Raw genomic sequence first — 22513 nt, 5'->3', positions numbered from 1 at the left:
TTGAGGACATATCGAAATCAAAAAGACCAAAAGAGAGGCGGAGACGAGAAGCACCGCGACTCAACTACGGGAGTCCTTTTGTCACCGTAAAGGGATTGAACCCACGTTCCGCGAGGGCAGCCCACGAAGCTGCGCCAAGATGCGACAATCGGAAATAGAGTCGCGGCTTGGTCGGATCAGTATCCAACACGAACCCGGTCGGTAACTCGCGGACAGTTGTGGCATAGAACCCACCATCCGGCGACCTCTGGGATTCGATTACAGCGATCAACGCGTTTGCCCTCCCAGTCCTGCCGAGCAATTTCATTAAGAGAGCCATTTGGCCCGTCCCTTCGGTCCACACACCGTCTCGGTCTTCACCGTAAGAAAAGCCCTCGTCGACACTCATTCGCTGTTCGGCGGTCGTAATTGCCGATGCAAATTTCTCGACCGCTCCGTGGAGCGCTATTAAAGGCCAGACCTGAGCATCAAGAGCCAAAATCGGATTGTGGGTGACGCCGTCTTCAGCGGTCCCTGCAGCGAAACAGGCGCATGCCGGATTCCACATCGTATTTACGAAGTACTCAGCAGCCGTTGCCTTATCACGCCAGCGCGAATCCCCTGGACGGATCGCAAGAAGGCCAAACGCGGCGGCGAGGTCAGTATTATGTTCAGTCGATTTCCACGCCCGCACTTCCGGCGTCGGTTCGTGCCCAAACGTACCGCCCGTGAAACCGCCAGTACCGCGCGTATCGGCCCATTGCGCGACCCAGGCGCCAAGCCGTGCAGCACCATCGCGGAACCGAGAGCCGGCGTTCACATCGTCAAGCGACAGCAATGCCAACATGGCCCATGCCATGTTACCATTGTCGCTGCCCACCTGATATCGATCCTCTAACCATTTGTTCTGAGCATTGTCCCACCACCCCGGAAGTTTGACGGGGCCATTCGCCACCACACCTGCGGCGTAAGCGTTCCGGAGCCGTCCATCATGCCAGGTGCGGTCGTTATCGATGGCCCAGAGAAGCGCCGAGCCAATCCGATACGCTTTGTCTTGCTCACCGCAACCGACCAACGCGATGGCGGCTACCGCATTGTCATAGAGGTAGGCGGCGCCATGCAGAGGCCCCGATTGGACGGTCGGATAGCTGGGTAGGAACAAGGGCCCTGATGGCGGTGCCTTATCAATCAGACCAGCGAGGTATCCGCACGCTGACGCGTTTGGTGCTGCTGAAGCCTGTAGCGGAGCGGCGGCCACAATGATTGTGAAAGTCGTGACGATCCATGTGTGAAGGCAGAGCCCGCGATAACGGTAGAAGCAATAAGCAATTGGTTCCGGTAGCATTTCGCTGCCTCTCGCGCCTTTTCAACCAAGATAGGCTTTCAGGATCGAGTAAAAACATCGTGCCTTCATCTTCAATGGCAGTTTATGGCCCTTAGCGGACGTGCCGCGACGGAGTTTTCTTGTCCGTTTTGGGGATGAAGCGGGACTGCATGTCAGGAGCTGAAGCGACGGCTTCGAGAGTCCACGCCCTAGCAAGCGCCCTCACCGTGAGGGGTCTCGTCATCTGCCAGGCGCCAAAAAAATACGCGGGCCGCCTCGAGGCATGCCCGCGTATTTGAATTCGTCAACCGCGCACGACTGCGCGCGCGTGCGTCAGTGCACGCTCACCGCCTGCAACTCGTTGCTCCAGGCGTTGGCGACTGCGGCTTCGCGGCTGTCGGTCAGCATGATCGGCGTGCCGTCGGCGGCGTGGAGCGCGAAGAGCTTGAGGCCCGGCGCAATTTTCGGAGCCTCGGGAAACAGGCCCGGAACGTCTTCGGAGCGGATCTGCTTCACATAGGCGATATGGCCTTCGCCGAGGGTTGCCAGCGTCTCCGGAGAGACGTTCTTGGCTTCGTATTCGAACGCAACGTGACCTTCACTCATGGTCTCGACTCCTTCACAGAAACTAAGCGGTCGAGTCCGCTACTCGTTCCATTATTCGTGCTCATTGATAGCGATTGTCTTAACGATCCTCTCCGGTTCAGGCCGGGCAAGATCGACCGACAACAGCCCGTTCTTCAGATCCGCTCCCAGCACGAGCATCCCCTCCGCCAGCACGAAGGTGCGCTGGAAGTGGCGCGCGGCGATGCCGCGATGGATGTATTGCCGGGTCTTGTCGTCCTGCTGCCGCCCGCGAATCACGAGCTGGTTTTCCTCAATGGTTACATCGAGTTGGTCGCGGGTGAATCCGGCGACTGCCAGCGTGATGCGCAAACGCTCGGGCTGGCCGTCCGACCGGTCGCACCTCTCGATATTGTAGGGAGGGTAACCGTCGGCGCCTTTGACGACCCGATCGAGCACGCGCTCGATCTCGTCGAAGCCCAGAAGGAACGGACTGGATAACGTGGGAACACGAGACATAGTTTACAAAGTCCTCTCGAAGCGACTTTGGCATTTCAGGGCCCGGAAGCGGCGCCCCTTGGTCAGCAATATGGTCATAACCCCGTGTCGGTTCAAGGACGTAGCGGAGGCCTGTGGATTCAGTGCTTCCACCGTCGCCAGGCCTTGCTTCCTGATCGTCATGGCCGGGCATAGCCGTCTGCAGGACGGCGTCGCTTCCGCTCGCCTATGTCCCGGCCATCCACGACCTTGCTGCGGCGCCAGGAACGTGGATGCCCGGGACCCGGCTTCGCCAAGGCTTCGCCGGGCATTCGGTGTCGGCGAAGCTTCAGCGAAGACGGCAAGCCGGGGCATGACGAATCTGACTGACGATTTATCCCAATGAAAACAGGCCCCCTTCTACTGTGCATGGGGTTGTTTTCGCGGTTTTGATCGAGGGGGCGCCTCGGAACCGGTCAGGCCTCCAGCCGCGTCCGCCCGTCGCCGCTGAATAGGTGCAACTTCGGCCGTATCGCGGCGACGCGGATCCTCGCGCCGATGGCGGGGGCCTCGGTTCCGGGAATGCGGACGATGACCTCGCCGGGCGGCAGCTCGCCGGGCGTGGCCGCGACGCGCTGGTCTTCCTGCTCGCGGGAACCGTAGATGAAGGTTTCGGCGCCGACGCGCTCGATCGCTTCCACGGTGAGCGGCAGTGCGACGCCGCCGGCCGGGGTCTGGTCGGTGATGACGAAATCCTCCGGGCGGATGCCGAGGATGCCGGCCTCCGTCGCAGCCCCGTTGAGCTGCGATTTGATCTCGTCGGCGCGCGTCGACATCAGATTCATCGGCGGCGCCCCGATGAAGGAGGCGACGAAGGTCGTGGCCGGCTTCTCGTAGATCGCCAGGGGATTGCCGACCTGCTCGACCTGGCCGCCGTTCATCACCACGAGAACGTCGGCGAGCGTCATCGCCTCGAGCTGGTCGTGGGTGACGTAGATCGACGTCGTGTTGAGCCGGCGCTGCAATTTGCGGATCTCGACGCGCATCGCGATGCGCAGCTTGGCGTCGAGATTGGAGAGCGGCTCGTCGAACAGGAACACTTTTGGCTGGCGCACGATGGCGCGGCCCATGGCGACGCGCTGGCGCTGGCCGCCGGAGAGCTGGCGCGGTTTGCGCTCCAGCATCGATGTGAGCTCGAGCACGCGCGCGGCTTCCTCGACGCGGGTCTTGACCTCGGTCTCGGCCATGCCGCGGTTGCGCAGGCCGTAGGCCATGTTGTTGTAGACGCTCATATGCGGATAGAGCGCGTAGTTCTGGAACACCATCGCGATGTCGCGATCGGCGGGCTCGATCTGGTTGACGACGCGGCCGCCGATGTCGATCTCGCCGCCGGTGACGGTCTCGAGCCCCGCGACCATGCGCAGCAGCGTGGACTTGCCGCAGCCGGAGGGACCGACCAGCACGCAGAACTGCCCGTCGGCGACATCGACGTTGACGCCCTTGATGGCCTCGAAGCCGCCTGTGTAGGTCTTGCGGACGTTGCGCAGGGTGACGTTAGCCATGAAAACTCACTTTTCGGTCTCGACCAGGCCGCGCACGAACAGCTTCTGCATCGCGACGACGACGAACACCGGCGGCAGCATGGCCAGCACGGCGGTCGCCATCACGATCGGCCATTCGGTCAGCGCGTCGGTGGTGGTGATCATCTTGCGGATGCCGACCTGGATGGTCTGCATGTCGTCGCGGGTGGTGATGAGCAGCGGCCAGAGATATTGATTCCAGCCGAGGATGAACAGGATCACGAACAGCGCCGCCATGTTGGTGCGCGACAGCGGCAGCAGCGTGTCCCAGAAGAAGCGCAAGGGACCGGCGCCGTCGATGCGCGATGCCTCCAGCAATTCGTCCGGCACGGTCATGAAGAACTGGCGGAACAGCAGCGTCGCGGTGGCCGACGCGATCAGCGGCAGCGACAGGCCGGCATAGCTGTCGAGCATGTGCAGATCGGCGACGATCTTGTAGGTCGGGTAGATGCGCACCTCGACCGGCAGCATCAAGGTGATGAAGATGATCCAGAAGATCGCCATCCGGAACGGAAAGCGGAAATACACGATCGCATAGGCCGAGATGATCGAGATCGCGATCTTGCCGATCGCGATCGCCAGCGCCATCACCAGCGAGTTCAGCATCATGTTGCCGACGGGCTCGCGGGTCGAGCCGCTCGTGCCGACGAAGATGGTCTGGTAGTAGACCTCGAAGAAATGCCCGCCCGGCAGCAGCGACATCTGCCCGTTCGCGATCAGCGCGTTGTCCTGGGTCGAGGCGACGATCGCGATGTAGACCGGGAACGCGACGATCGCGATCCCGATCCAGAGAATGAAATGGGCGACGTAGCGCCTGATGCCCTCGTCCTCGACCATCAGTAGGTCACCTTGCGTTCGACGAAGCGGAACTGGATTCCCGTCAGCACGATGACCATGACCATCAGGATCACCGACTGCGCCGCCGAGCTGCCGAGATTGCCGCCGAGCAGGCCGTCGGAATAGACCTTGTAGACCAGCGTGACCGTCGATGTTCCGGGACCGCCGCGGGTCATGGTGTCGATGATGCCGAAGGTGTCGAAGAAGGCGTAGACGATGTTGACGACCAGCAGGAAGAAGATCGTGGGCGACAGCAGCGGGAAGGTCACGGTCCAGAACCGCCGCATCGGACGGGCGCCGTCGATCGCGGCGGCCTCGAACACGCTTTTCGGGATGGCTTGCAGGCCGGCGAGGAAGAACAGGAAATTATAGGAGATCTGCTTCCAGGCGGCGGCGAGGATGATCAGCGCAGCCGCCTGGTTGCCGTCGAGCAGCGGATTCCAGTCGACGCCCAGGCCGCGCAGATAGCGCGACAGCACACCGAGCGAGGGATGCAGCATGAAGATCCAGAGCACGCCGACGACGGGTGGTGCCACCGCATAGGGCCAGATCAAGAGCGTCCGGTAGAGCATCGAGCCGCGCAGCGGCTTGTCGGCCATCACGGCGAGCAGCAGCGCGAACGACAGCGACGACACGGCGATCGCGAACGAGAAGAAGAAGGTCCGGACGATCGCCTCGAAATAGGCGGGGTCTTTGAACAGCTCGATGTAATTCTCGAACCAGACAAAGGTGCTCGACAGACCAAAGGCATCCTGGAGGAGGAAGGACTGGATCACCGCCTGCAGGGCGGGCCAGTAGAAGAATATCAGGACGATCGCGAGCTGCGGCGCAACCAGCGCGTAAGGCAATAGCTTTGACTGGAAAATGGCTTGCTTTTGCATGATGTCATGGGAAGCGGCAGGCCGGGTCGCGGCCTGCCGCTTCGATGCCTTACTTCACTGCGGTCTTTTCGAACTGGCGCAGCATCGTGTTGCCGCGCTCGACGGCGGCGTCGAGCGCCTGCTTGGCGGTCTTCTTGCCGGCGAGCGCCTGCTCGATCTCTTCCGACCAGACGTCACGGAGCTGAACCATGTTGCCGAGACGCAAGCCGCGCGAATTCTCGGTCGGCTCCTTGTTGGTCAGCTCAAGCAACGGGGTCTCCAGATAGGGCTGATCCTTGTAGAAACCTTCTTCCTTCGCCTTGGCGTAGGCCGCCTTGGTGATCGGCAGATAGCCCGAGGCCTTGTGGATGTAGACCTGGCGATCGGTGTCGGAGAGGAAGGTCAGGAACTTCGCGACGCCCTTGTATTCCTCGGCCGACTTGCCGCCCATGACCCAGAGCGAGGCGCCGCCGATGATCGAGTTCTGCGGCGCGCCCTTGGCGTCCGGATAGTACGGCATCGGCACCGCGGTGAAGGCGAACTTGGCCTGCGCCTTGACGTTGCCGAAGAACGCCGACGAGGTCAGGTAGATCGGGCATTCGCCGGATGTGAAGCGGCCTTCGCCGGTGTTGGTGCGGCCGGCATAGTCGTAAGTCTTGGTCTTCTGGAGCTCGACCAGGGTTTCGAGATGCTTGACCTGGAGCGGGCCGTTGAACTCCAGCACGGTGTCGAAACCGTCGAGGCCGTTGGCCTTGCTGGCGAGCGGCACGTTGTGCCAGGCGGAGAGCTGCTCGAGATTGACCCAGGTGACCCAGGAGCCGGAGAAGCCGCAGGTGTCATGACCCGCAGCCTTCAGCTTCTTGGCGGCCTCGAACGTTTCGGGCCAGGTCTTGGGGATCTCGACGTTCGCCTTCTTGAGCTCGTCGAGGTTGACCCACATCACGGTCGAGGACGAGTTGAAGGGGAACGACAGCATCTCGCCCTTCGACGTCGAATAGTAGCCGGTAATGGCGGGCAGGTAGATCTTGGGATCGAACTTCTCGCCGGCCTCGGCCATCAGCTTGTAGACCGGCTTCACCGCGCCGGTCGCGGCCATCATGGTCGCGGTGCCGACTTCGAACACCTGCATGATGTGCGGGGCATTGCCGGCGCGGAACGCGGCGATTCCCGCGTTCATCGTATCAGGGTAGTTGCCCTTGTAGGTCGGGATGACCTTGTAGTCGCTCTGCGACGCGTTGAAGTCGGTGGCAAGCTTGACGATGACGTCGTTGTTGGCGCCGGTCATCGCGTGCCACCACTGGATTTCGGTCACGGCCAAGGCCGGAGAGGCCGACATGCCGACCGTGATTGCAAATGCGGCAGCCGCCCCAAAGTGTCGAAGAGCCATCAAGAAAACCTCCCTTGCCCGTCAATAAGAAGCGCTTGCGCTAGCAGCGCCATATGACGTTCACATGACTGTGTATGCGGCCGAAACGAAAGCGGCAAGCGCGGGAAAAGGGAAGCCGTCAAATAGGCGAAGACGCCGCGGGCAGCCTCCTCCATTCGCGCTGCACATGCGTGCTCGCGCCGCAGTGCGGCATTGGCGTGTGGCTGACGATCAGGCCGCGGGTTCGAATACCTCTCCCGCTGCGGGAGAGGTCGCGCCAAAGGCGCGGGTGAGGGTTCGCTCCTCTGGGGATTGTCCCATGTAGAGACTCCCTCTCCCGCAAGCGGGAGAGGGAGTGCACCTGCCCTCACACTCGATCTTCGTCTTTATCTCAGCGCTTGCGCTCGGGGCCGCAGACCGTGCCCTTCTCGACCATCGCGTCGATCTCGGCCTTGGAATACCCGAACTCGCCCAGCACCTCCGCCGAGTGCTGGCTGAATTTCGGCGGCAGCCGGCGCAGGCTCGGCTTGCTGCGGTCGAGCCGGATCGGCGAGGCCACGCCCTTGTACCAATCCTTCTCGATGACATCGCCGCGGGCGATCGTGTGCGGGTTGGTCAGCGCCTGGTCGATCTTCTGCACCGGGCCTGCGGGCAGGCCCGCCGCGAGCAGGCGATTGCAGAGCGGCTCGGCCTCGTGCTGGCTGAACACGGCGGCCAGCTCGGCGCGCAGCGCCTCGCGATTGGCGATGCGGTCCTTGTTGCGGGCAAAGCGCGGATCGGTGCCGAGCTCGGGCTTGCCGATCTCCTTGGCGAGCTTTCTGAAGGTGCCGTCATTGCCGACGCCGATGAAGATGTTGTCGGTCTTCGTCGGGAAGATCGCGTAGGGCACGAGGTTGGGATGCTCGTTGCCGGTCAGGCCGGGTGGCTTGCCATGCATGAAATAGTTCGCGGTGTGCGGATGCATGATGGCAAGGCCGGTCTCGTACAGCGTGGTCTCCAGGAACTGGCCCTTGCCCGAGCGCTGCCGCTCCGACAGCGCCATCAGGATGCCGATCGCGGCATAGAGGCCGGTCGTGATGTCGACCAGCGGCACGCCGATCCGCATCGGGCCGCTCTCGGGCGAGCCGGTCGCCGCGATCATGCCGGTCATGGCCTGGATGATGGCGTCATAGCCGGGATTGCCGCCGCGCGGGCCGTCGGCGCCGAAGCCGCAGATCCGGCAATGCACGAGGCGCGGGAATTTCTTGCTGAGGACGTCGTTGCCGATGCCCCATTTCTCCAGCGTGCCCGGCTTGAAATTCTCGATCAGGACGTCGGCGGTCTCCAGCATCTTGAGCAGCACGACGCGGCCGCCCTCGGAGGCGAGGTCGAGGCCGATCGAGCGCTTGTTGCGGTTGATGCCGATGAAATAGGCCGCGTCTTCGTCGTGGAAGGGAGGGCCCCAGTCGCGCACCTCGTCGCCGGCGGGCGGCTCGACCTTGATCACGTCGGCGCCATGGTCGGCGAGGATCTGGGTGCAGTAGGGACCGCCGAGCACGCGCGTGAGATCGATGACGCGCAGTCCGCTCATTGCACCCATGACGGCTTCAGAACTCATGCCTTCGCTTCCCTGTGTCGATCGTTGGTCACAGGCCTAGCGAGGTTTTTTTGCGCCAGCAATGGCTTGTTGCGTAGGGCCGCATGCACCGCCGCGCGTCAATCCCGCGGCATGGCAATACAGGAGCTGGCAAAACAGGATCCGGCAAATCAAACGGAAGCGGCCGGCCCGAGGGGGATCCCGGGCCAGCCAATCCGCACTTTCGATCAGACGACCGTCAGGCGAACGTCGACATTGCCGCGCGTGGCATTGGAATAGGGGCACACCTGGTGCGCCTTGGCGACCAGCGCTTCGGCCTCGGCGCGGGCAAGGCCCGGCAGCGAGACGGCGAGGTCGATGTCGAGGCCGAAGCCGCCTTCGGAGCGCGGACCGATGCCGACGGTCGAGGTGACGGCGGCGTCGGCGGGAACCTTCGGGCCGCCCTGCGAGGCCACGAACTTCATCGCGCCGATGAAGCAGGCGGCGTAGCCGGCCGCAAACAGCTGCTCGGGATTGTTGCCGGCGCCGCCGCCGCCGCCGAGTTCCTTCGGCGTGGTGAGCTTGACGTCGAGCGCGCCGTCGAGGGTCGCGGCATGGCCGTCGCGGCCGCCGGTGGCTTTTGCGCTGGTCTTGTACAGGACGTTCACGGACATTTTCGTCTCCTCAGGTCTTCCGGTTGGGACGGCGCATGTATCGCAAACAATTAGATTGTGCGCAATTGAAATTTGCATGCCTCACATTTAATTGTTCGCAATTGAATGTCTGGCCGGCCGGTCCCAGAATGGAGGAAACCGCGTGAGATTCGCTATGCCCCGGAAATTATCGGCGCTGGACCCGCAGCGCCTCGACAACCAGATCTGCTTCGCGGTCTATTCGGCCGCGCATGCCTTCAACCGCGTCTACAAGCCGCTGCTCGACCGCCTCGGCCTGACCTATCCGCAATATCTGGTGATGCTGGTGCTGTGGGAGCGCGACGACGTGCCGGTCAAGGACATCGGCGAGAGGCTGTTTCTGGATTCGGGCACGCTGACGCCGCTGCTCAAGCGCCTCGAGGCCGCGCACCTGGTCAAGCGCACCCGCTCGAGCGAGGACGAGCGTCAGGTGCTGATCGCGCTGACGCCGCAGGGCCACGCACTCAAGGACAAGGCGCGCGCCGTGCCGCAGTCGATCCTGGCGGCGTCGGATTGCTCGGTGTCGGAGCTGGTGGCGATGAAAGACGAGATCGTCGCGCTGCGCGATCGGCTCAATGCGGTGATCGGGGAGTAGGGGGGCTTCAGTAGAGGCGCTTCTTCGTAAAAGCACGGCCCGAATGCGACTTGAGATACTTCTCGAATGCCAGGGCTTTGAGCTTATCGGGGAAGGCGCAATACCAAACGAGCATCCATGGCTTGAATTTGGCCGTGTGAGCGGATTTGCCGGCGTTGTGCTCTGGAATGCGCCGTTTCAGATCTTCAGTGGCCCCGATGTATTCCTGCTCGGGAAATTCGATGCTGCGGAGGATGTAGACATACCACATTGACGGTTTCCGCCTGGGCAGTCGCTAGGGCAGGGTAGGAGAAGGTCATTAGTCCGTCTTCGCCCCGCGGGTTACGCCGGACACCACGCTCCCCATTCGGGCTCTGCGCGGCTGCGCCACGCGTAGTCCACGGATATTGGCGGCTTCCGCGCAACCAGTCGATAGGATGGTGAGGATCGTTACCAGTCCGTCTTCGCCCTACGGGCTTCGCCGGACACCACGCTTCGCCCATCGGGCCCTGCGCGGCTGCGCCACGCGTAGCCCGAAGGGCGAAGCGTGGTGGAGCCAGGCGGGATCGAACCGCCGACCTCTTGCATGCCATGCAAGCGCTCTCCCAGCTGAGCTATGGCCCCTTAAGTCTTCCAGTGGGGAGGATCCTGGGGGATCCGTCCCGGCCGGCGAGCCCTAGGCGACTCGCGCGGTGCACCCTTTTTCACAGATCAGGGCTGATCTCAAGTCTCTTCATCGCCTCCGACATCACCAATGATGTCGGTCACGTCCTCATCGCCCTCTTCTTCGTCGGCGATGAAGGTCGAATCATCGTCATCGTCGTCGTCGAGGGTCTCGTCGACCTCGATATCGTCCTCCGATTCGGGCACGACGGCCTTGACCTTGCCGGTGTTCTCCTCGGCATCGGCCTCCTCGAGGGAGACCAACTCTTCGGCCTCCGCCGGCTCCGGCGTGGTGTCCGCGGCGGCCGCGTGGCGGGCCTCGGCGCCGCGAGTGGCGCGCGCAGGCGCCACGGGCGCGATCGGGACCACTTCGCCGGTATAGGGCGAGATCACCGGATTCTTGTTGAGGTCGTAGAACTTCTTGCCCGTGGTCGGGCAAATACGTTTGGTTCCGAGTTCGGACTTGGCCACGGCAGAGGAATCCTGGGAATGTCTGAAAAGCGGTGTTTCACTTGGCTAGTTGGCGGCCCGCTGTCAATAGCGCATTACGGGAGAAAGACATGCCGGTGACGAGGCGCGGACCATGTGGTACCTGCGCCCCAGCTCTCCGGGGCATATTCAAGGACACAATCTTGACCCATTCCGACCAACCGAGGCCGCTTCAGTCGCGCGCAAACGGTCCCCTGACCGGGAAAGTACGGGTGCCCGGGGACAAGTCGATTTCCCACCGCGCCCTCATCCTGGGCGCGCTCGCAGTCGGCGAGACCCGGATTTCGGGCCTGCTGGAGGGCGAGGACGTCCTCAACACCGCCAAATCCATGCAGGCGCTGGGCGCCCGCGTGGAGCGCATCGGCGATTTCGCCTGGAAGGTGCAGGGCGTGGGCGTGGCAGGCTTCGCCCAGCCCAAGGCCGCGCTGGATTTCGGCAATTCCGGCACCGGCTGCCGGCTGGTCATGGGCGCGGTCGCCGGCTGCCCGATCTCGGCGGTCTTCGACGGCGATGCCTCGCTGCGCGGCCGTCCCATGCGCCGGATCCTGGACCCGCTCGAGAAGATGGGCGCCAGGGTCGTCTCCGGCGGCGAGGGCGGCCGTCTGCCGCTGACCGTCCAGGGCGCGCGCGATCCGCTGCCGATCACCTACCAGACGCCGGTCGCCTCGGCCCAGATCAAATCCGCCGTGCTGCTCGCGGGCCTCGCGGCGCCGGGCACCACCACGGTGATCGAGAACGAGGCCAGCCGCGACCATACCGAGCTGATGCTGAAACACTTCGGCGCCGACATCACCTCCACGAAGGAGGGCCTGCACGGCCGCCGCATCACGCTCAAAGGCCAGCCCGAGCTGCATGGCGCCAATGTCGTGGTGCCCGCCGATCCCTCCTCGGCGGCCTTCCCGGTCGTTGCGGCGCTGATCGCCGAGGGCTCCGATGTCGTGCTGTCGGATGTCATGACCAATCCGCTGCGCACCGGCCTGTTCACCACGCTGCGCGAAATGGGCGCCTCGATCGAGGAGAGCGAAGTGCGCGGCGATGCCGGCGAGCCGATGGCGCAGCTGCGCGTGCGCGCGTCAAAGCTGCGCGGCGTCGAAGTGCCGCCGGAGCGCGCGCCCTCGATGATCGACGAATATCTGGTGCTGGCGGTGGCAGCCTCCTTCGCCGAAGGCACGACCATCATGCGCGGGCTGCAAGAGCTGCGCGTCAAGGAATCCGACCGCCTGGAGGCCACCGCTGAGATGCTGCGCGTCAACGGCGTCAAGGTCGAGATCTCCGGCGACGATCTGATCGTCCACGGCCACGGTCACGTTCCGGGTGGCGGCACCGTTGCCACCCACATGGACCATCGCATCGCGATGTCCGCGCTGGTGATGGGCTGCGCCTCCGACCAGCCGGTGACTGTCGACGACACCGCCTTCATCGCCACCAGTTTCCCGGACTTCATTCCGATGATGCGTTCGCTTGGGGCCGAGTTTTCATGATCATCGCCATCGACGGGCCCGCGGCTTCGGGCAAGGGGACGCTGGGCAAGCGTCTCGCTCATCATTACGGCTATCGTCATCTTGATACCGGCGTGATCTATCGCGCGGTCGCCTACGCCCTGATGCAATCGGGTCATGATCTCCGCGACGAGGCGGCTGCGGTCGCGGCGGCGCTGGAATTGGATCCGGAAAAGTTCGGCGATCCTGCCCTGAAGACCCAGAAGGTCGGCGAGGGCGCCTCGATCGTCTCGGCGATCCCAAGGGTCCGCGAGGCCCTGGTCAATTTCCAGCGGCAATTCGCCGCCGATCCGCCCGGCGCGGTGCTGGACGGCAGGGACATTGGAACCGTGATCTGCCCTCATGCCGACGTGAAGATCTTTGTCGTGGCGGACCCCAAGGTTCGCGCCCGCCGCCGCACCATGGAGGCCAAGGCGCGGGGCGAGGAGGCGGACGAGGCGGCCGTGCTCGCCGACATCATCCAGCGCGACGAACGCGACAAGAACCGGCCGATTGCACCGCTGAAACCTGCCCCCGATGCTTACTTGCTAGATAACTCCCAACTGGATATAGAAGGCGGCGTCCGGGCCGCCATCGACATTATCGAGGCCGTCCGAGCGGGCCGGTCGCGGGGTTAAGCCGCAGCCGTCATTGGAGGAAGCGCCCGCTCCCGCTCTTTGAGGTCGATACCCCCCGGTCCGCCTGTTTCGGGACCGGTGCGATCCAGGCTCCGGACAAAGATTTCCACGTATCGAACGCGCGGGCCTCAGCCGGCCCGCTTCCGCCGTTCCGGTGCCAGGCCGGGGCAGCAAGCGGTCGCTCGAAGGTCTTGCGGACCTTCCGACACTGCGCGTGCGATGCGCCCATGAACCCAACGGCCGGCAAGACATCCGCAACTGGAGAACAAATGGCTTCGACTTCTGCTGATACCTATAGCCCCTCGCGCGACGATTTCGCCGCGATGCTCGACGAGTCCTTCGCAGGTGGCAACCTGCAGGAAAGCTCCGTCGTCAAGGGCAAGGTGGTTGCAATTGAAAAGGACATGGCCGTCATCGACGTCGGCCTGAAGACCGAGGGCCGCGTCGCCCTGCGCGAATTTTCCGGCCCCGGCCGTGACAGCGAGATCAAGGTCGGCGACGAGGTGGAAGTGTTCCTCGATCGCATCGAGAACGCCCTCGGCGAAGCCGTGCTGTCGCGCGACAAGGCGCGCCGCGAAGAGAGCTGGGGCAAGCTCGAGAAGGCGTTCCAGAACAACGAGAAGGTCAACGGCGTCATCTTCAACCAGGTCAAGGGCGGCTTCACCGTCGACCTCGACGGTGCCGTGGCCTTCCTGCCGCGCTCGCAGGTCGACATCCGTCCGATCCGCGACGTTGCGCCGCTGATGAACAACTCGCAGCCGTTCCAGATCCTGAAGATGGACCGCCGCCGCGGCAACATCGTCGTCTCCCGCCGCACGGTGCTGGAAGAGACCCGCGCCGAGCAGCGTCAGGAGCTGGTGCAGAACCTCGAAGAGGGTCAGGTCATCGACGGCGTGGTCAAGAACATCACCGACTACGGTGCGTTCGTTGATCTCGGCGGCATCGACGGCCTGCTGCACGTCACCGACATCGCGTGGCGCCGCGTCAACCATCCGACCGAGGTGCTCTCGATCGGCCAGACCGTGAAGGTCAAGATCATCAAGATCAACCACGAGACGCACCGCATCTCGCTGGGCATGAAGCAGCTGCTGGACGATCCGTGGCAGGGCATCGAAGCCAAGTACCCGCTGGGTGCCCGCTTCACCGGCCGTGTCACCAACATCACCGACTACGGTGCGTTCGTCGAGCTCGAGCCGGGCATCGAAGGCCTGATCCACGTCTCCGAGATGTCGTGGACCAAGAAGAACATGCACCCCGGCAAGATCGTCTCGACCTCGCAGGAAGTCGAAGTGCAGGTGCTCGAAGTCGATTCCGTCAAGCGCCGCATCTCGCTCGGCCTCAAGCAGACCATGCGCAACCCCTGGGAGGTCTTCGTCGAAGGTCACCCGACCGGTTCGGTGGTCGAGGGCGAGGTCAAGAACAAGACCGAGTTCGGTCTGTTCCTGGGTCTCGAGGGCGACGTCGACGGCATGGTCCACCTCTCCGACCTCGACTGGAAGCTTCCGGGCGAGCAGGTGATCGACAACTACAAGAAGGGCGACATGGTGAAGGCCGTGGTGCTCGATGTGGACGTCGAGAAGGAGCGTATCTCGCTCGGCATCAAGCAGCTCGAAGGCGACCCCTTCGCCGAGCCGGGCGATGTCAAGAAGGGCGCGGTCGTGACCTGCGAAGTGCTCGAAGTGAAGGAGAGCGGTATCGAGGTGAAGATCGCCGGTACCGACTTTACCACCTTCATCAAGCGCTCGGAGCTCGCCCGTGACCGCAACGACCAGCGCGCCGAACGCTTCGCCGTCGGCGAGAAGGTCGATGCCCGCGTGATCCAGTTCGACAAGAAGGCCCGCAAGGTCCAGGTGTCGATCAAGGCGCTCGAAGTCGCCGAAGAGAAGGAAGCCATCGCGCAGTACGGCTCCTCCGATTCGGGTGCGACGCTCGGCGACATCCTCGGCACCGCGCTCAAGAACCGCGACAGCAAGTAAGCGAAACGCTCGTTTTGCTGACATCAAAGCCCCGGCGCGAGCCGGGGCTTTTTTGTTGCGACGGCATATTCAACTGTCGTCCCGGGGCGCGCGAAGCGCGAGCCCGGGACCCATAACCACAGGGAGCAGTTTAGCGAAGACTCGGAGTTACCTGCTTTGCTTCACAACCACTCCCTGTGGTTATGGGTCCCCGCCTTCGCGGGGACGACACCGGAAGGTGTCGCGACGTCCTTGCCCACGCAGCCGCAGGCCTTGTTTTCTTCAAATTGCGCCGCAATTGATGTATCCAGATAAGCCGTTGGTCACGCCGTGACGGCACAACGCGCCTGGGTCTTTCATTTGGAGATATTCCGATGTCGCTCGATTCGGACATCATCGTCGATCGCCGCAGGATCCGCCGTAAGCTGACGTTCTGGCGCGTCGTGGCCGCGTTGATCGCGATCGCGGCGATTGCGGGCTTCGCTTTGATCGCGACGCCCGGTGCGCGCGGCACCTTCGCAACCGCCGGCTCGATTGCGCGGGTCCAGATCGAGGGCCTGATCCGCAGCGATTCCGATCGCACGCAGGCGCTGGAGCGGCTGGAGAATTCGCAGGCCGCCGCCGTCATCGTCCACATCAACTCGCCGGGCGGCACCACCGCGGGCTCCGAGCAGCTCTACGACTCGCTGGTCCGGCTCAAGGCGAAGAAGCCGCTCGTCGTCGTGGTCGAGGGTCTCGCCGCCTCCGGCGGCTACATCACGGCGATCGCGAGCGACCACATCATCGCGCAGCAGAGCTCGCTGGTCGGCTCGATCGGTGTGCTGTTCCAGTACCCCAATGTCACCGAGCTCCTGAAGACCATCGGCGTCAAGGTCGAGGAGGTAAAATCCTCGCCGCTGAAGGCCGCGCCCAACGGTTTTGAGCCGACCAGTCCCGAGGCGCGGGCCGCGCTCGACGCGCTGGTGAGGGATTCCTACGCCTGGTTCAAGGGACTGGTGAAGGAACGGCGTGGCATGGACGACACGCAGCTCGAGAAAGTGGCCGACGGCCGCGTCTTCACCGGACGCCAGGCGATCGATCTCAAGCTGATCGACCAGATCGGTGACGAGAAGACTGCAGTGACCTGGCTGGTCGAGCAGAAGGGCGTCAAGAAGGGGCTTTCGGTACGTGACTACAAGCTCCAGACGCGATTCGGCGACCTGCCGTTCCTCAAGACTGCTGCTGCCGTGACGCTGGAAGCGCTGGGTTTGGGCTCGATTGCGCATCAAATCGGGCAAACCGGCGTCGCGCAGGCCGTTGATCGGTTCGGAATGGATGGAATGCTCGCGTTGTGGCAGCCGGCTGCGTCAAACTGACGGGGGTGGGCGAGCAATTGAGGGTTTTCGCGTCCGGCGAGTGTCGGGACAGCCTGCTTTTTTGGCATTTGTCACGCATTTTCACGACGCTCAACCTTGATTTAGCGTCTTGACAGATCACGGTATTTTCACGGAAATGGTCATCCGCACGCTTCCGGGTCCTATCTCTCGATGATCAAATCCGAACTTGTTCAGCGTATCGCCGAGCACAACCCGCATCTGTACCAGCGGGATGTCGAGAACATTGTGAATGCGATTCTCGAAGAGATCGTAGCGGCTCTCGCACGCGGCGACCGCGTCGAGTTGCGCGGCTTCGGTGCCTTCTCGGTCAAGCATCGCCCTGCACGCGCGGGGCGTAATCCGCGCACTGGCGCCCATGTGCCCGTCGATCAGAAGAGCGTTCCGTTCTTCAAGACCGGCAAGGAAATGCGCGAGCGGCTGAACCGCGACCATCCGGATCCCGGCGCGGCAGACTGAGGCCGGCGTCAGGGTTTCCCGCGGTCGCGAGCGATGCGGCCGGAAGCTTGATTCAAGGCGAGCGAAGATGCGAAAGTTCCTGACCGCGCTGATCGTGATTCCGCTGGGTCTGATCCTGGTGGTGTTCGCCGTCTCCAACCGGCATTTCGTCACGGTCTCCCTCGATCCCTTTGTCTCCGACGACCCGGCATTGTCGGTCACGCTGCCGCTGTTCGTGCTGCTGATCCTGGTGGCGGCGCTGGGCGTCCTGGCCGGCGGCTGTGCCGTCTGGTTCGGCCAGCGGCACTGGCGCCGCGCGGCCCGCCGGCATGAGGCGGATGCGCGCAGCGCCCGGACCGAACTGGCCGGTTTGCGGGCCCAGGCGGTCGCGGCGAAGCCCGATTCCCAGCGCCTCCCCGCCCCCGTCGGGGTGGGCCTTTACGGGCCCGTCGGGCGAGACAAGCAGCGCGCGACGTTGTAGAAGCGGCCGCAACCGAAAACCCTGCTTTCCGGCCGCGGAGTTGCGGCCTTTACCTGCTTTGAGACCATGTCCCTGCTCGTCAAAATCTGCGGCCTGTCCACGCGCGAGACGCTCGAAACAGCGCTCGACGCGGGCGCCGACATGGTGGGGTTCGTGTTCTTTCCGCCCTCGCCCCGGCATCTGTCGCTGGAGCTTGGCCGCGATCTCGGCCGCCAGGTGCAGCGACGCGCGCTCAAGGTTGCGCTCACGGTCGATGCCGACGACGCCACGCTCGACAACATCATGGACGCGCTGTCGCCGGACATTTTCCAGCTCCACGGCAAGGAGAGCGTGGCGCGGCTGCGCGACATCAAGCAGAAGTTCGGCCGCCCCGTGATGAAGGCGGTGCCGGTCGCAACGTCAGCCGATCTTGCCGTGCTGCCCGGCTACGCCGCGGTCGCCGACCGCATCCTGTTCGATGCGCGCGCGCCGAAGGACGCGACGCGGCCCGGCGGCTTAGGGGCGCCGTTCGACTGGCACCTGCTCGAAAACCTCGATCTGAACTTGCCCTACATGGTCTCGGGCGGGCTTCACGCAGACAACGTCACTGAAGCCCTTCGCGTCACCCGCGCCGGTGGCGTCGACGTGTCCTCCGGTGTCGAGAGCGCCTCCGGCGTCAAGGACCCCGAGATGATCAAGGCCTTCATCCGCGCCGCGCGCGCCACCCAAGATGCAAGTCAAGAGTTGAGCGTCCGATGAACATCGCCAAGCCAAATTCCTACCGCAGCGGCCCCGACGAGCGCGGCCATTTCGGCATTTTCGGCGGCCGCTTCGTCGCCGAAACGCTGATGCCGCTGATTCTCGATCTCGAGAAGGCCTACACCGCGGCCAAGGCCGACCCGGCCTTCCAGGCCGAGATGAACGGCTACCTCAAGAACTATGTCGGCCGGCCCTCGCCGCTCTATTTCGCCGAGCGTCTCACCGAGCATCTCGGCGGCGCAAAAATCTACCTCAAGCGCGAAGAGCTCAACCACACCGGCTCGCACAAAGTGAACAACGTGCTCGGCCAGATCATGCTGGCGCGACGCATGGGCAAGAAGCGCATCATCGCCGAGACCGGCGCCGGCCAGCACGGGGTCGCCACCGCGACGCTGTGCGCGCGCTTCGGCCTCGAATGCGTGGTCTATATGGGTGCCGTCGACGTCGAGCGGCAGCAGCCCAACGTCATCCGCATGGAGATGCTGGGTGCCAAGGTGGTCCCGGTGCAGTCGGGCACGCGCACGCTGAAGGACGCCATGAACGAGGCGCTGCGCGACTGGGTCACCAACGTGCACAACACGTTCTACTGCATCGGCACGGTGGCGGGCCCGCATCCCTACCCGACGCTGGTGCGCGACTTCCAGTCGATCATCGGCAACGAGACCAAGGCGCAGATGCAGGAGGTCGAAGGCCGCCTGCCGGACTCGCTCGTCGCCTGCATCGGCGGCGGCTCCAACGCGATGGGCCTGTTCCACCCCTTCCTCGACGATTCCACCGTCGAGATCTTCGGCGTCGAAGCCGCCGGCCACGGGCTGACGCAATTGCATGCGGCATCGATCGCGGGCGGCCGCCCCGGCGTGCTGCACGGCAACCGCACCTATCTCTTGATGGACGCGGACGGCCAGATCCAGGACGCCCATTCGATCTCGGCCGGTCTCGACTATCCCGGCATCGGTCCCGAGCATTCCTGGCTGCACGAGATCGGCCGCGTGAATTATCTGTCCGCGACCGACGACGAGGCGCTCGCTGCGTTCCAGCTGCTGTCAAAGCTGGAAGGCATCATCCCCGCGCTCGAACCCGCGCATGCCATCGCCAAGGTGATGGAGCTCGCGCCGAAGCGGGCAAAAGATCACCTGATGGTCGTCAATCTCTCCGGCCGCGGCGACAAGGACGTCCCGCAGGTCGGCGACATCCTGAGGGGCAAGAGCAAGTGACCACGCGTATCGACACCCGTTTTGCCGAGCTTGCGAAGCAGGGCCGCTCGGCCTTCGTCACCTTTCTGATGGCCGGCGATCCGGATCCCGCCACCTCGCTCGAAATCATCAAGGCGCTGCCGAAGTCCGGCGCCGACGTGATCGAGATCGGCATGCCTTTCACCGATCCGATGGCCGACGGTCCGTCGATCCAGGCCGCGGGCCTGCGCGCGCTCAAGGCCGGCATGACGCTGAAGAAGACGCTCGAGCTCGTGCGCGGCTTCCGCAAGGACGACAATGCGACGCCGATCGTGCTGATGGGCTATTACAACCCGATCTACATCTACGGCGTCGACAAGTTCCTGGTCGATGCCAAGACTGCCGGCGTCGACGGCCTCATCATCGTCGATCTGCCGCCGGAAGAAGACGATGAGCTGTGCCTGCCCGCGATGAAGGCCGGCCTCAACTTCATTCGTCTGGCGACGCCGACGACCGACGACAAGCGCCTGCCGGCCGTGCTCGCCAACACTTCGGGCTTCGTCTACTACGTCTCGATCACCGGTATCACCGGGGCTGCGGCGGCGGACTCCTCGGCGGTGAGCGAAGCGGTCGCCCGCATCAAGCGCCACACCAAGCTGCCGGTCTGCGTCGGTTTCGGCATCCGCACGCCGGAGACTGCGCGCGCCATCGCGTCGCATGCGAACGGCGCGGTGGTCGGTACCGCGCTGGTCGATGCGCTCAAGAACAGCCTCGATGCAGACGGCCGGGCCACCGCCAAAACCGTTAACGCCGTCGCCGAACTGACGGCCTCCCTGGCCCAGGGCGTCAAGGGCGCGCAGCAGGCGGCGGAATAGGCCATAATTCCGCTTTTGGGGCGGACGACACGGCGGCTTGCCGGGGCAGGGTCCGGCAGCCATATATCCCTTCAGGCGGTTCCCGGAGCGGGATCGCACATCGGAGCAAACCATGAACTGGCTTACCAATGTGGTCCGGCCGAAGATCCGCAACATGCTGCGGCGGGAGACGCCGGAGAATCTGTGGATCAAGTGTCCGGATTCCGGGCAGCTCGTGTTCTACAAGGACGTCGAGGCCAACCAGTTCGTCATTCCCGGCTCGAACTACCACATGCGCATGGGCGCGGTGGCACGTCTGAAGTCGATCTTCGACAACGAGACCTGGTACGACGTCGCGCTGCCCGAGGTCACGCCGGACCCGCTCAAGTTCCGCGACGAAAAGAAATACGTCGACCGCATCAAGGATGCCCGTGCGCGAACTAACCTCAACGACGCGATCAAGGTCGGCTATGGCAAGCTCGAAGGCGCCGCCGTCGTCATCGCCGTGCAGGATTTCGACTTCATGGGAGGCTCGCTCGGCATGGCCGCGGGCGAAGCCATCGTGCGCGGGCTCGAACTCGCGGTCGAGAAGAAGTCGCCGTTCATCGTGTTCGCCGCATCCGGCGGCGCGCGCATGCAGGAAGGCATCCTGTCGCTGATGCAGATGCCGCGCACGACCGTTGCGGTACAGATGCTGCGCGAGGCAAAACAGCCCTACATCGTCGTGCTGACCAACCCGACCACCGGCGGCGTCACCGCCTCCTACGCGATGCTGGGCGACGTGCAGATCGCCGAGCCCGGCGCGCTGATCGGCTTTGCCGGAGCGCGCGTGATCGAGCAGACCATCCGCGAGAAGCTCCCGGAAGGTTTCCAGCGCGCCGAGTACCTGAAAGAGCACGGCATGATCGACATGGTCGTGCATCGCCATGAGCTGCGCCCGACCCTGGCACGGCTCTGTCGCCTGTTGACCAAGGCTCCGGCGCTGGAGACCGCGTCGAAATCGGTGCAGCCGGTCGTCAGCCCGGCGCAGATCGTATCGGCTTCCGAGACGGCGCCGGCCGCGCCGCACGCGTGAACGCATCTCCTGACAGCGCAAAGCCGCCGCTCGGCGAATTGATCGGGCGGCTGTCGGCCCTGCATCAGAAGCGTATCGATCTCGGGCTGGAGCGGATGCACCGCCTGCTGGAGCGGCTCGGCCATCCCGAAAGCAAGCTGCCCCCGGTGATCCACATCGCCGGCACCAATGGCAAGGGCTCGACGCTCGCTTATCTGCGCGCGACGCTGGAAGCAGCAAACCTGCGCGTGCACGCCTACACCTCGCCCTATCTGGTTCGCATCAACGAATGCTTCCGGCTCGGCCGCCTCGGTGGCGGCGTGCTGGTCGGCGACGACGAGCTGTGCGCCGCGCTGGAAGAGGTCGAACGCGTCAATGCCGGCGAGCCTGCGACCGTGTTCGAGCTGAAGACGGCCGCCGCGTTTCATCTGTTCGCGCAGAACCCGGCGGACGTGGTGCTGCTCGAAGTCGGTCTTGGCGGACGGCTCGATTCGACCAATGTGGTCGACACGCCGGCGGCCACCGTGATCACGCCTGTCAGCATGGACCACACGGACTTCCTCGGCGATACGCTGACCTCCATCGCCGGCGAGAAGGCGGCGATCATCAAGCGCGGCGTGCCCGTGATCTCGGCCGAGCAGGCGGGCGAGGCGATGGCCGTGATCGAGGCGCAGGCCAAGCGCATGCGCGCGCCGCTGTTTGCCGCGAACGAGAGCTGGCACGTCAATGTCGAGCATGGGCGCCTTGTCTATTCCGACGATCGCGGCCTGATGGATCTCGCCGCGCCGCGCCTGTTCGGCCGTCACCAGTTCGACAATGCCGGGCTTGCGATCGCGACACTGCGCGCGATTCCGACGTTCAAGGTCAATCAGGCGGCGTTCGAGGCCGGCATCGTCGGAGCCGAATGGCCGGCGCGGATGCAGCGCATCACCTCGGGCGAGCTGCTCTCCTGGGGGCCGCAGGGCTCGGAGATCTGGCTCGACGGCGGGCACAATGCGGAAGGCGGGCGCGTCGCAGCGGCCGCGCTCGGCGATCTCGAAGAGCGGGTGTCGCGGCCGCTGGTCGTGATCGCAGGCATGATGGCCAACAAGGATGCGCAAGGTTTTCTCGCCAATTTCGCCGGCCTCACCCGTCACATCATCGCGGTGCCGATTCCCGACACCGAGAATGCGATGCCGGCCGACCGCCTCGCGGACGCCGCACGCAGCCTCGGCATGCGGGTCGAGCACGCGACCGGCATCGAGGCCGCGCTGCGCGCGCTGTCGAAGCTCGCCTACGAGGTGCCGCCGCGCATCCTGATCACGGGTTCGCTCTATCTCGCCGGCCACGTGCTCGGCATCAACGGCACGCCTCCTGCATAGCGGTTGCGTAG

At 64.2% G+C, this 22513-nt stretch carries 23 protein-coding genes and 1 tRNA gene; 12 read left to right on the top strand and 12 right to left on the bottom strand.

Going from position 1 to position 22513, the window contains the following annotated elements:
- Positions 1-64: 64 nt before the first annotated feature.
- The 9 genes from XI08_RS22755 to XI08_RS22715 all read right to left on the bottom strand — a co-directional run bounded on the left by XI08_RS22755 (position 65) and on the right by XI08_RS22715 (position 9216).
- On the bottom strand, positions 65-1324 hold the full coding sequence (locus XI08_RS22755; protein ID WP_271576035.1) for a hypothetical protein: 1260 nt from the start codon (positions 1322-1324) through the stop codon (positions 65-67).
- Positions 1325-1636: 312 nt separating this feature from the next.
- Entirely contained in the window at positions 1637-1909 is a 273-nt protein-coding gene (locus tag XI08_RS22750) for a DUF1150 family protein (protein WP_011083553.1), read from the bottom strand.
- Positions 1910-1960: 51 nt separating this feature from the next.
- A complete protein-coding gene (locus tag XI08_RS22745; RefSeq protein WP_014438749.1) occupies positions 1961-2386 on the bottom strand; it encodes an Hsp20 family protein in 426 nt (141 codons plus the stop codon).
- Between the two features lie 434 nt (positions 2387-2820).
- Entirely contained in the window at positions 2821-3906 is a 1086-nt protein-coding gene (locus XI08_RS22740) for a sn-glycerol-3-phosphate import ATP-binding protein UgpC (protein WP_027546870.1), read from the bottom strand.
- A gap of 6 nt (positions 3907-3912) precedes the next feature.
- Positions 3913-4761 carry a sn-glycerol-3-phosphate ABC transporter permease UgpE gene (ugpE, locus tag XI08_RS22735; protein ID WP_027546869.1) on the bottom strand — a complete coding sequence of 283 codons (849 nt, stop codon included), beginning with the start codon at positions 4759-4761 and terminating at the stop codon, positions 3913-3915.
- Positions 4761-5642, bottom strand: a complete 882-nt coding sequence (ugpA, locus tag XI08_RS22730) for a sn-glycerol-3-phosphate ABC transporter permease UgpA (protein WP_027546868.1) — start codon at positions 5640-5642, stop codon at positions 4761-4763. Before ugpA ends, ugpE begins: the two co-directional genes overlap by 1 nt.
- 49 nt (positions 5643-5691) lie before the next feature.
- A complete protein-coding gene (gene ugpB / locus XI08_RS22725; RefSeq protein ID WP_135175188.1) occupies positions 5692-7008 on the bottom strand; it encodes a sn-glycerol-3-phosphate ABC transporter substrate-binding protein UgpB in 1317 nt (438 codons plus the stop codon).
- Positions 7009-7378: 370 nt separating this feature from the next.
- Complete coding sequence (locus tag XI08_RS22720; RefSeq protein ID WP_271576034.1) at positions 7379-8584, bottom strand: CaiB/BaiF CoA transferase family protein; 1206 nt, start codon at positions 8582-8584, stop codon at positions 7379-7381.
- 206 nt (positions 8585-8790) lie between these two features.
- The gene (locus XI08_RS22715; protein WP_011083560.1) at positions 8791-9216 is read right to left on the bottom strand and encodes an organic hydroperoxide resistance protein; all 426 of its coding nucleotides are present in this window, start codon (positions 9214-9216) and stop codon (positions 8791-8793) included.
- Positions 9217-9370: 154 nt separating this feature from the next.
- On the opposite strand from XI08_RS22715, the gene XI08_RS22710 reads away from it, so the two are divergent.
- Positions 9371-9829 carry a MarR family winged helix-turn-helix transcriptional regulator gene (locus XI08_RS22710; protein WP_027546865.1) on the top strand — a complete coding sequence of 153 codons (459 nt, stop codon included), beginning with the start codon at positions 9371-9373 and terminating at the stop codon, positions 9827-9829.
- Between the two features lie 7 nt (positions 9830-9836).
- Here the strand turns inward: XI08_RS22710 and XI08_RS22705 are convergent, their stop codons facing one another.
- From XI08_RS22705 to XI08_RS22695, 3 genes are all read right to left on the bottom strand, one after another.
- On the bottom strand, positions 9837-10079 hold the full coding sequence (locus XI08_RS22705) for a GIY-YIG nuclease family protein (RefSeq protein WP_025576685.1): 243 nt from the start codon (positions 10077-10079) through the stop codon (positions 9837-9839).
- A 277-nt stretch (positions 10080-10356) separates the two neighbouring features.
- Positions 10357-10432: transfer RNA gene (locus XI08_RS22700), tRNA-Ala, on the bottom strand.
- 99 nt (positions 10433-10531) lie between these two features.
- On the bottom strand, positions 10532-10942 hold the full coding sequence (locus XI08_RS22695) for a TIGR02300 family protein (protein WP_027546863.1): 411 nt from the start codon (positions 10940-10942) through the stop codon (positions 10532-10534).
- Between the two features lie 161 nt (positions 10943-11103).
- Between XI08_RS22695 and aroA the strand changes: the two genes are divergently transcribed.
- From aroA to XI08_RS22640, 11 genes are all read left to right on the top strand, one after another.
- On the top strand, positions 11104-12441 hold the full coding sequence (gene aroA, locus XI08_RS22690) for a 3-phosphoshikimate 1-carboxyvinyltransferase (RefSeq protein WP_271576033.1): 1338 nt from the start codon (positions 11104-11106) through the stop codon (positions 12439-12441).
- Positions 12438-13076: a (d)CMP kinase gene (gene cmk / locus XI08_RS22685; RefSeq protein WP_092190353.1), complete on the top strand. Its 639-nt coding sequence runs from the start codon at positions 12438-12440 to the stop codon at positions 13074-13076. Before aroA ends, cmk begins: the two co-directional genes overlap by 4 nt.
- Before the next feature lie 269 nt (positions 13077-13345).
- Positions 13346-15052 carry a 30S ribosomal protein S1 gene (gene rpsA, locus XI08_RS22680; protein ID WP_027546860.1) on the top strand — a complete coding sequence of 569 codons (1707 nt, stop codon included), beginning with the start codon at positions 13346-13348 and terminating at the stop codon, positions 15050-15052.
- Between the two features lie 353 nt (positions 15053-15405).
- Positions 15406-16386: a signal peptide peptidase SppA gene (gene sppA / locus XI08_RS22675; protein WP_027546859.1), complete on the top strand. Its 981-nt coding sequence runs from the start codon at positions 15406-15408 to the stop codon at positions 16384-16386.
- 171 nt (positions 16387-16557) lie between these two features.
- Positions 16558-16863, top strand: coding sequence for an integration host factor subunit beta (locus XI08_RS22670; RefSeq protein ID WP_008539997.1), 306 nt, complete (start codon positions 16558-16560; stop codon positions 16861-16863).
- Between the two features lie 67 nt (positions 16864-16930).
- Complete coding sequence (locus XI08_RS22665; protein ID WP_271576032.1) at positions 16931-17323, top strand: lipopolysaccharide assembly protein LapA domain-containing protein; 393 nt, start codon at positions 16931-16933, stop codon at positions 17321-17323.
- Positions 17324-17389: 66 nt separating this feature from the next.
- The gene (locus tag XI08_RS22660; RefSeq protein WP_271576031.1) at positions 17390-18061 is read left to right on the top strand and encodes a phosphoribosylanthranilate isomerase; all 672 of its coding nucleotides are present in this window, start codon (positions 17390-17392) and stop codon (positions 18059-18061) included.
- The gene (trpB, locus tag XI08_RS22655; RefSeq protein WP_135175182.1) at positions 18058-19275 is read left to right on the top strand and encodes a tryptophan synthase subunit beta; all 1218 of its coding nucleotides are present in this window, start codon (positions 18058-18060) and stop codon (positions 19273-19275) included. The genes XI08_RS22660 and trpB overlap by 4 nt, the downstream gene beginning before the upstream one ends.
- Positions 19272-20108, top strand: coding sequence for a tryptophan synthase subunit alpha (gene trpA / locus XI08_RS22650; RefSeq protein ID WP_271576030.1), 837 nt, complete (start codon positions 19272-19274; stop codon positions 20106-20108). Before trpB ends, trpA begins: the two co-directional genes overlap by 4 nt.
- 112 nt (positions 20109-20220) lie before the next feature.
- Positions 20221-21162 (top strand): acetyl-CoA carboxylase, carboxyltransferase subunit beta, encoded by a 942-nt coding sequence (gene accD / locus XI08_RS22645; RefSeq protein ID WP_027546854.1) that lies wholly within the window; start codon positions 20221-20223, stop codon positions 21160-21162.
- A complete protein-coding gene (locus XI08_RS22640) occupies positions 21159-22502 on the top strand; it encodes a bifunctional folylpolyglutamate synthase/dihydrofolate synthase (protein ID WP_271576029.1) in 1344 nt (447 codons plus the stop codon). The genes accD and XI08_RS22640 overlap by 4 nt, the downstream gene beginning before the upstream one ends.
- Positions 22503-22513 lie beyond the last annotated feature (11 nt).

The sequence above is a fragment of the Bradyrhizobium sp. CCBAU 11361 genome, assembly GCF_028128935.1.
In the GTDB taxonomy this organism is placed as follows: domain Bacteria; phylum Pseudomonadota; class Alphaproteobacteria; order Rhizobiales; family Xanthobacteraceae; genus Bradyrhizobium; species Bradyrhizobium niftali.
The sequence above is the reverse complement of the archived record's forward strand: the minus strand, read 5'-3'. Positions and strand labels throughout refer to the sequence as shown.

What these genes read in the sequence shown, in the direction of transcription:
- XI08_RS22755 (WP_271576035.1), bottom strand. Translation starts at nt 1,324, where the DNA reads ATGCTACCGGAACCAATTGCTTATTGCTTCTACCGTTATCGCGGGCTC.
- XI08_RS22750 (WP_011083553.1), bottom strand. Translation starts at nt 1,909, where the DNA reads ATGAGTGAAGGTCACGTTGCGTTCGAATACGAAGCCAAGAACGTCTCT.
- XI08_RS22745 (WP_014438749.1), bottom strand. Translation starts at nt 2,386, where the DNA reads ATGTCTCGTGTTCCCACGTTATCCAGTCCGTTCCTTCTGGGCTTCGAC.
- XI08_RS22740 (WP_027546870.1), bottom strand. Translation starts at nt 3,906, where the DNA reads ATGGCTAACGTCACCCTGCGCAACGTCCGCAAGACCTACACAGGCGGC.
- ugpE (WP_027546869.1), bottom strand. Translation starts at nt 4,761, where the DNA reads ATGGTCGAGGACGAGGGCATCAGGCGCTACGTCGCCCATTTCATTCTC.
- ugpA (WP_027546868.1), bottom strand. Translation starts at nt 5,642, where the DNA reads ATGCAAAAGCAAGCCATTTTCCAGTCAAAGCTATTGCCTTACGCGCTG.
- ugpB (WP_135175188.1), bottom strand. Translation starts at nt 7,008, where the DNA reads ATGGCTCTTCGACACTTTGGGGCGGCTGCCGCATTTGCAATCACGGTC.
- XI08_RS22720 (WP_271576034.1), bottom strand. Translation starts at nt 8,584, where the DNA reads ATGAGTTCTGAAGCCGTCATGGGTGCAATGAGCGGACTGCGCGTCATC.
- XI08_RS22715 (WP_011083560.1), bottom strand. Translation starts at nt 9,216, where the DNA reads ATGTCCGTGAACGTCCTGTACAAGACCAGCGCAAAAGCCACCGGCGGC.
- XI08_RS22710 (WP_027546865.1), top strand. Translation starts at nt 9,371, where the DNA reads ATGCCCCGGAAATTATCGGCGCTGGACCCGCAGCGCCTCGACAACCAG.
- XI08_RS22705 (WP_025576685.1), bottom strand. Translation starts at nt 10,079, where the DNA reads ATGTGGTATGTCTACATCCTCCGCAGCATCGAATTTCCCGAGCAGGAA.
- cmk (WP_092190353.1), top strand. Translation starts at nt 12,438, where the DNA reads ATGATCATCGCCATCGACGGGCCCGCGGCTTCGGGCAAGGGGACGCTG.
- rpsA (WP_027546860.1), top strand. Translation starts at nt 13,346, where the DNA reads ATGGCTTCGACTTCTGCTGATACCTATAGCCCCTCGCGCGACGATTTC.
- sppA (WP_027546859.1), top strand. Translation starts at nt 15,406, where the DNA reads ATGTCGCTCGATTCGGACATCATCGTCGATCGCCGCAGGATCCGCCGT.
- XI08_RS22670 (WP_008539997.1), top strand. Translation starts at nt 16,558, where the DNA reads ATGATCAAATCCGAACTTGTTCAGCGTATCGCCGAGCACAACCCGCAT.
- XI08_RS22665 (WP_271576032.1), top strand. Translation starts at nt 16,931, where the DNA reads ATGCGAAAGTTCCTGACCGCGCTGATCGTGATTCCGCTGGGTCTGATC.
- XI08_RS22660 (WP_271576031.1), top strand. Translation starts at nt 17,390, where the DNA reads ATGTCCCTGCTCGTCAAAATCTGCGGCCTGTCCACGCGCGAGACGCTC.
- trpB (WP_135175182.1), top strand. Translation starts at nt 18,058, where the DNA reads ATGAACATCGCCAAGCCAAATTCCTACCGCAGCGGCCCCGACGAGCGC.
- accD (WP_027546854.1), top strand. Translation starts at nt 20,221, where the DNA reads ATGAACTGGCTTACCAATGTGGTCCGGCCGAAGATCCGCAACATGCTG.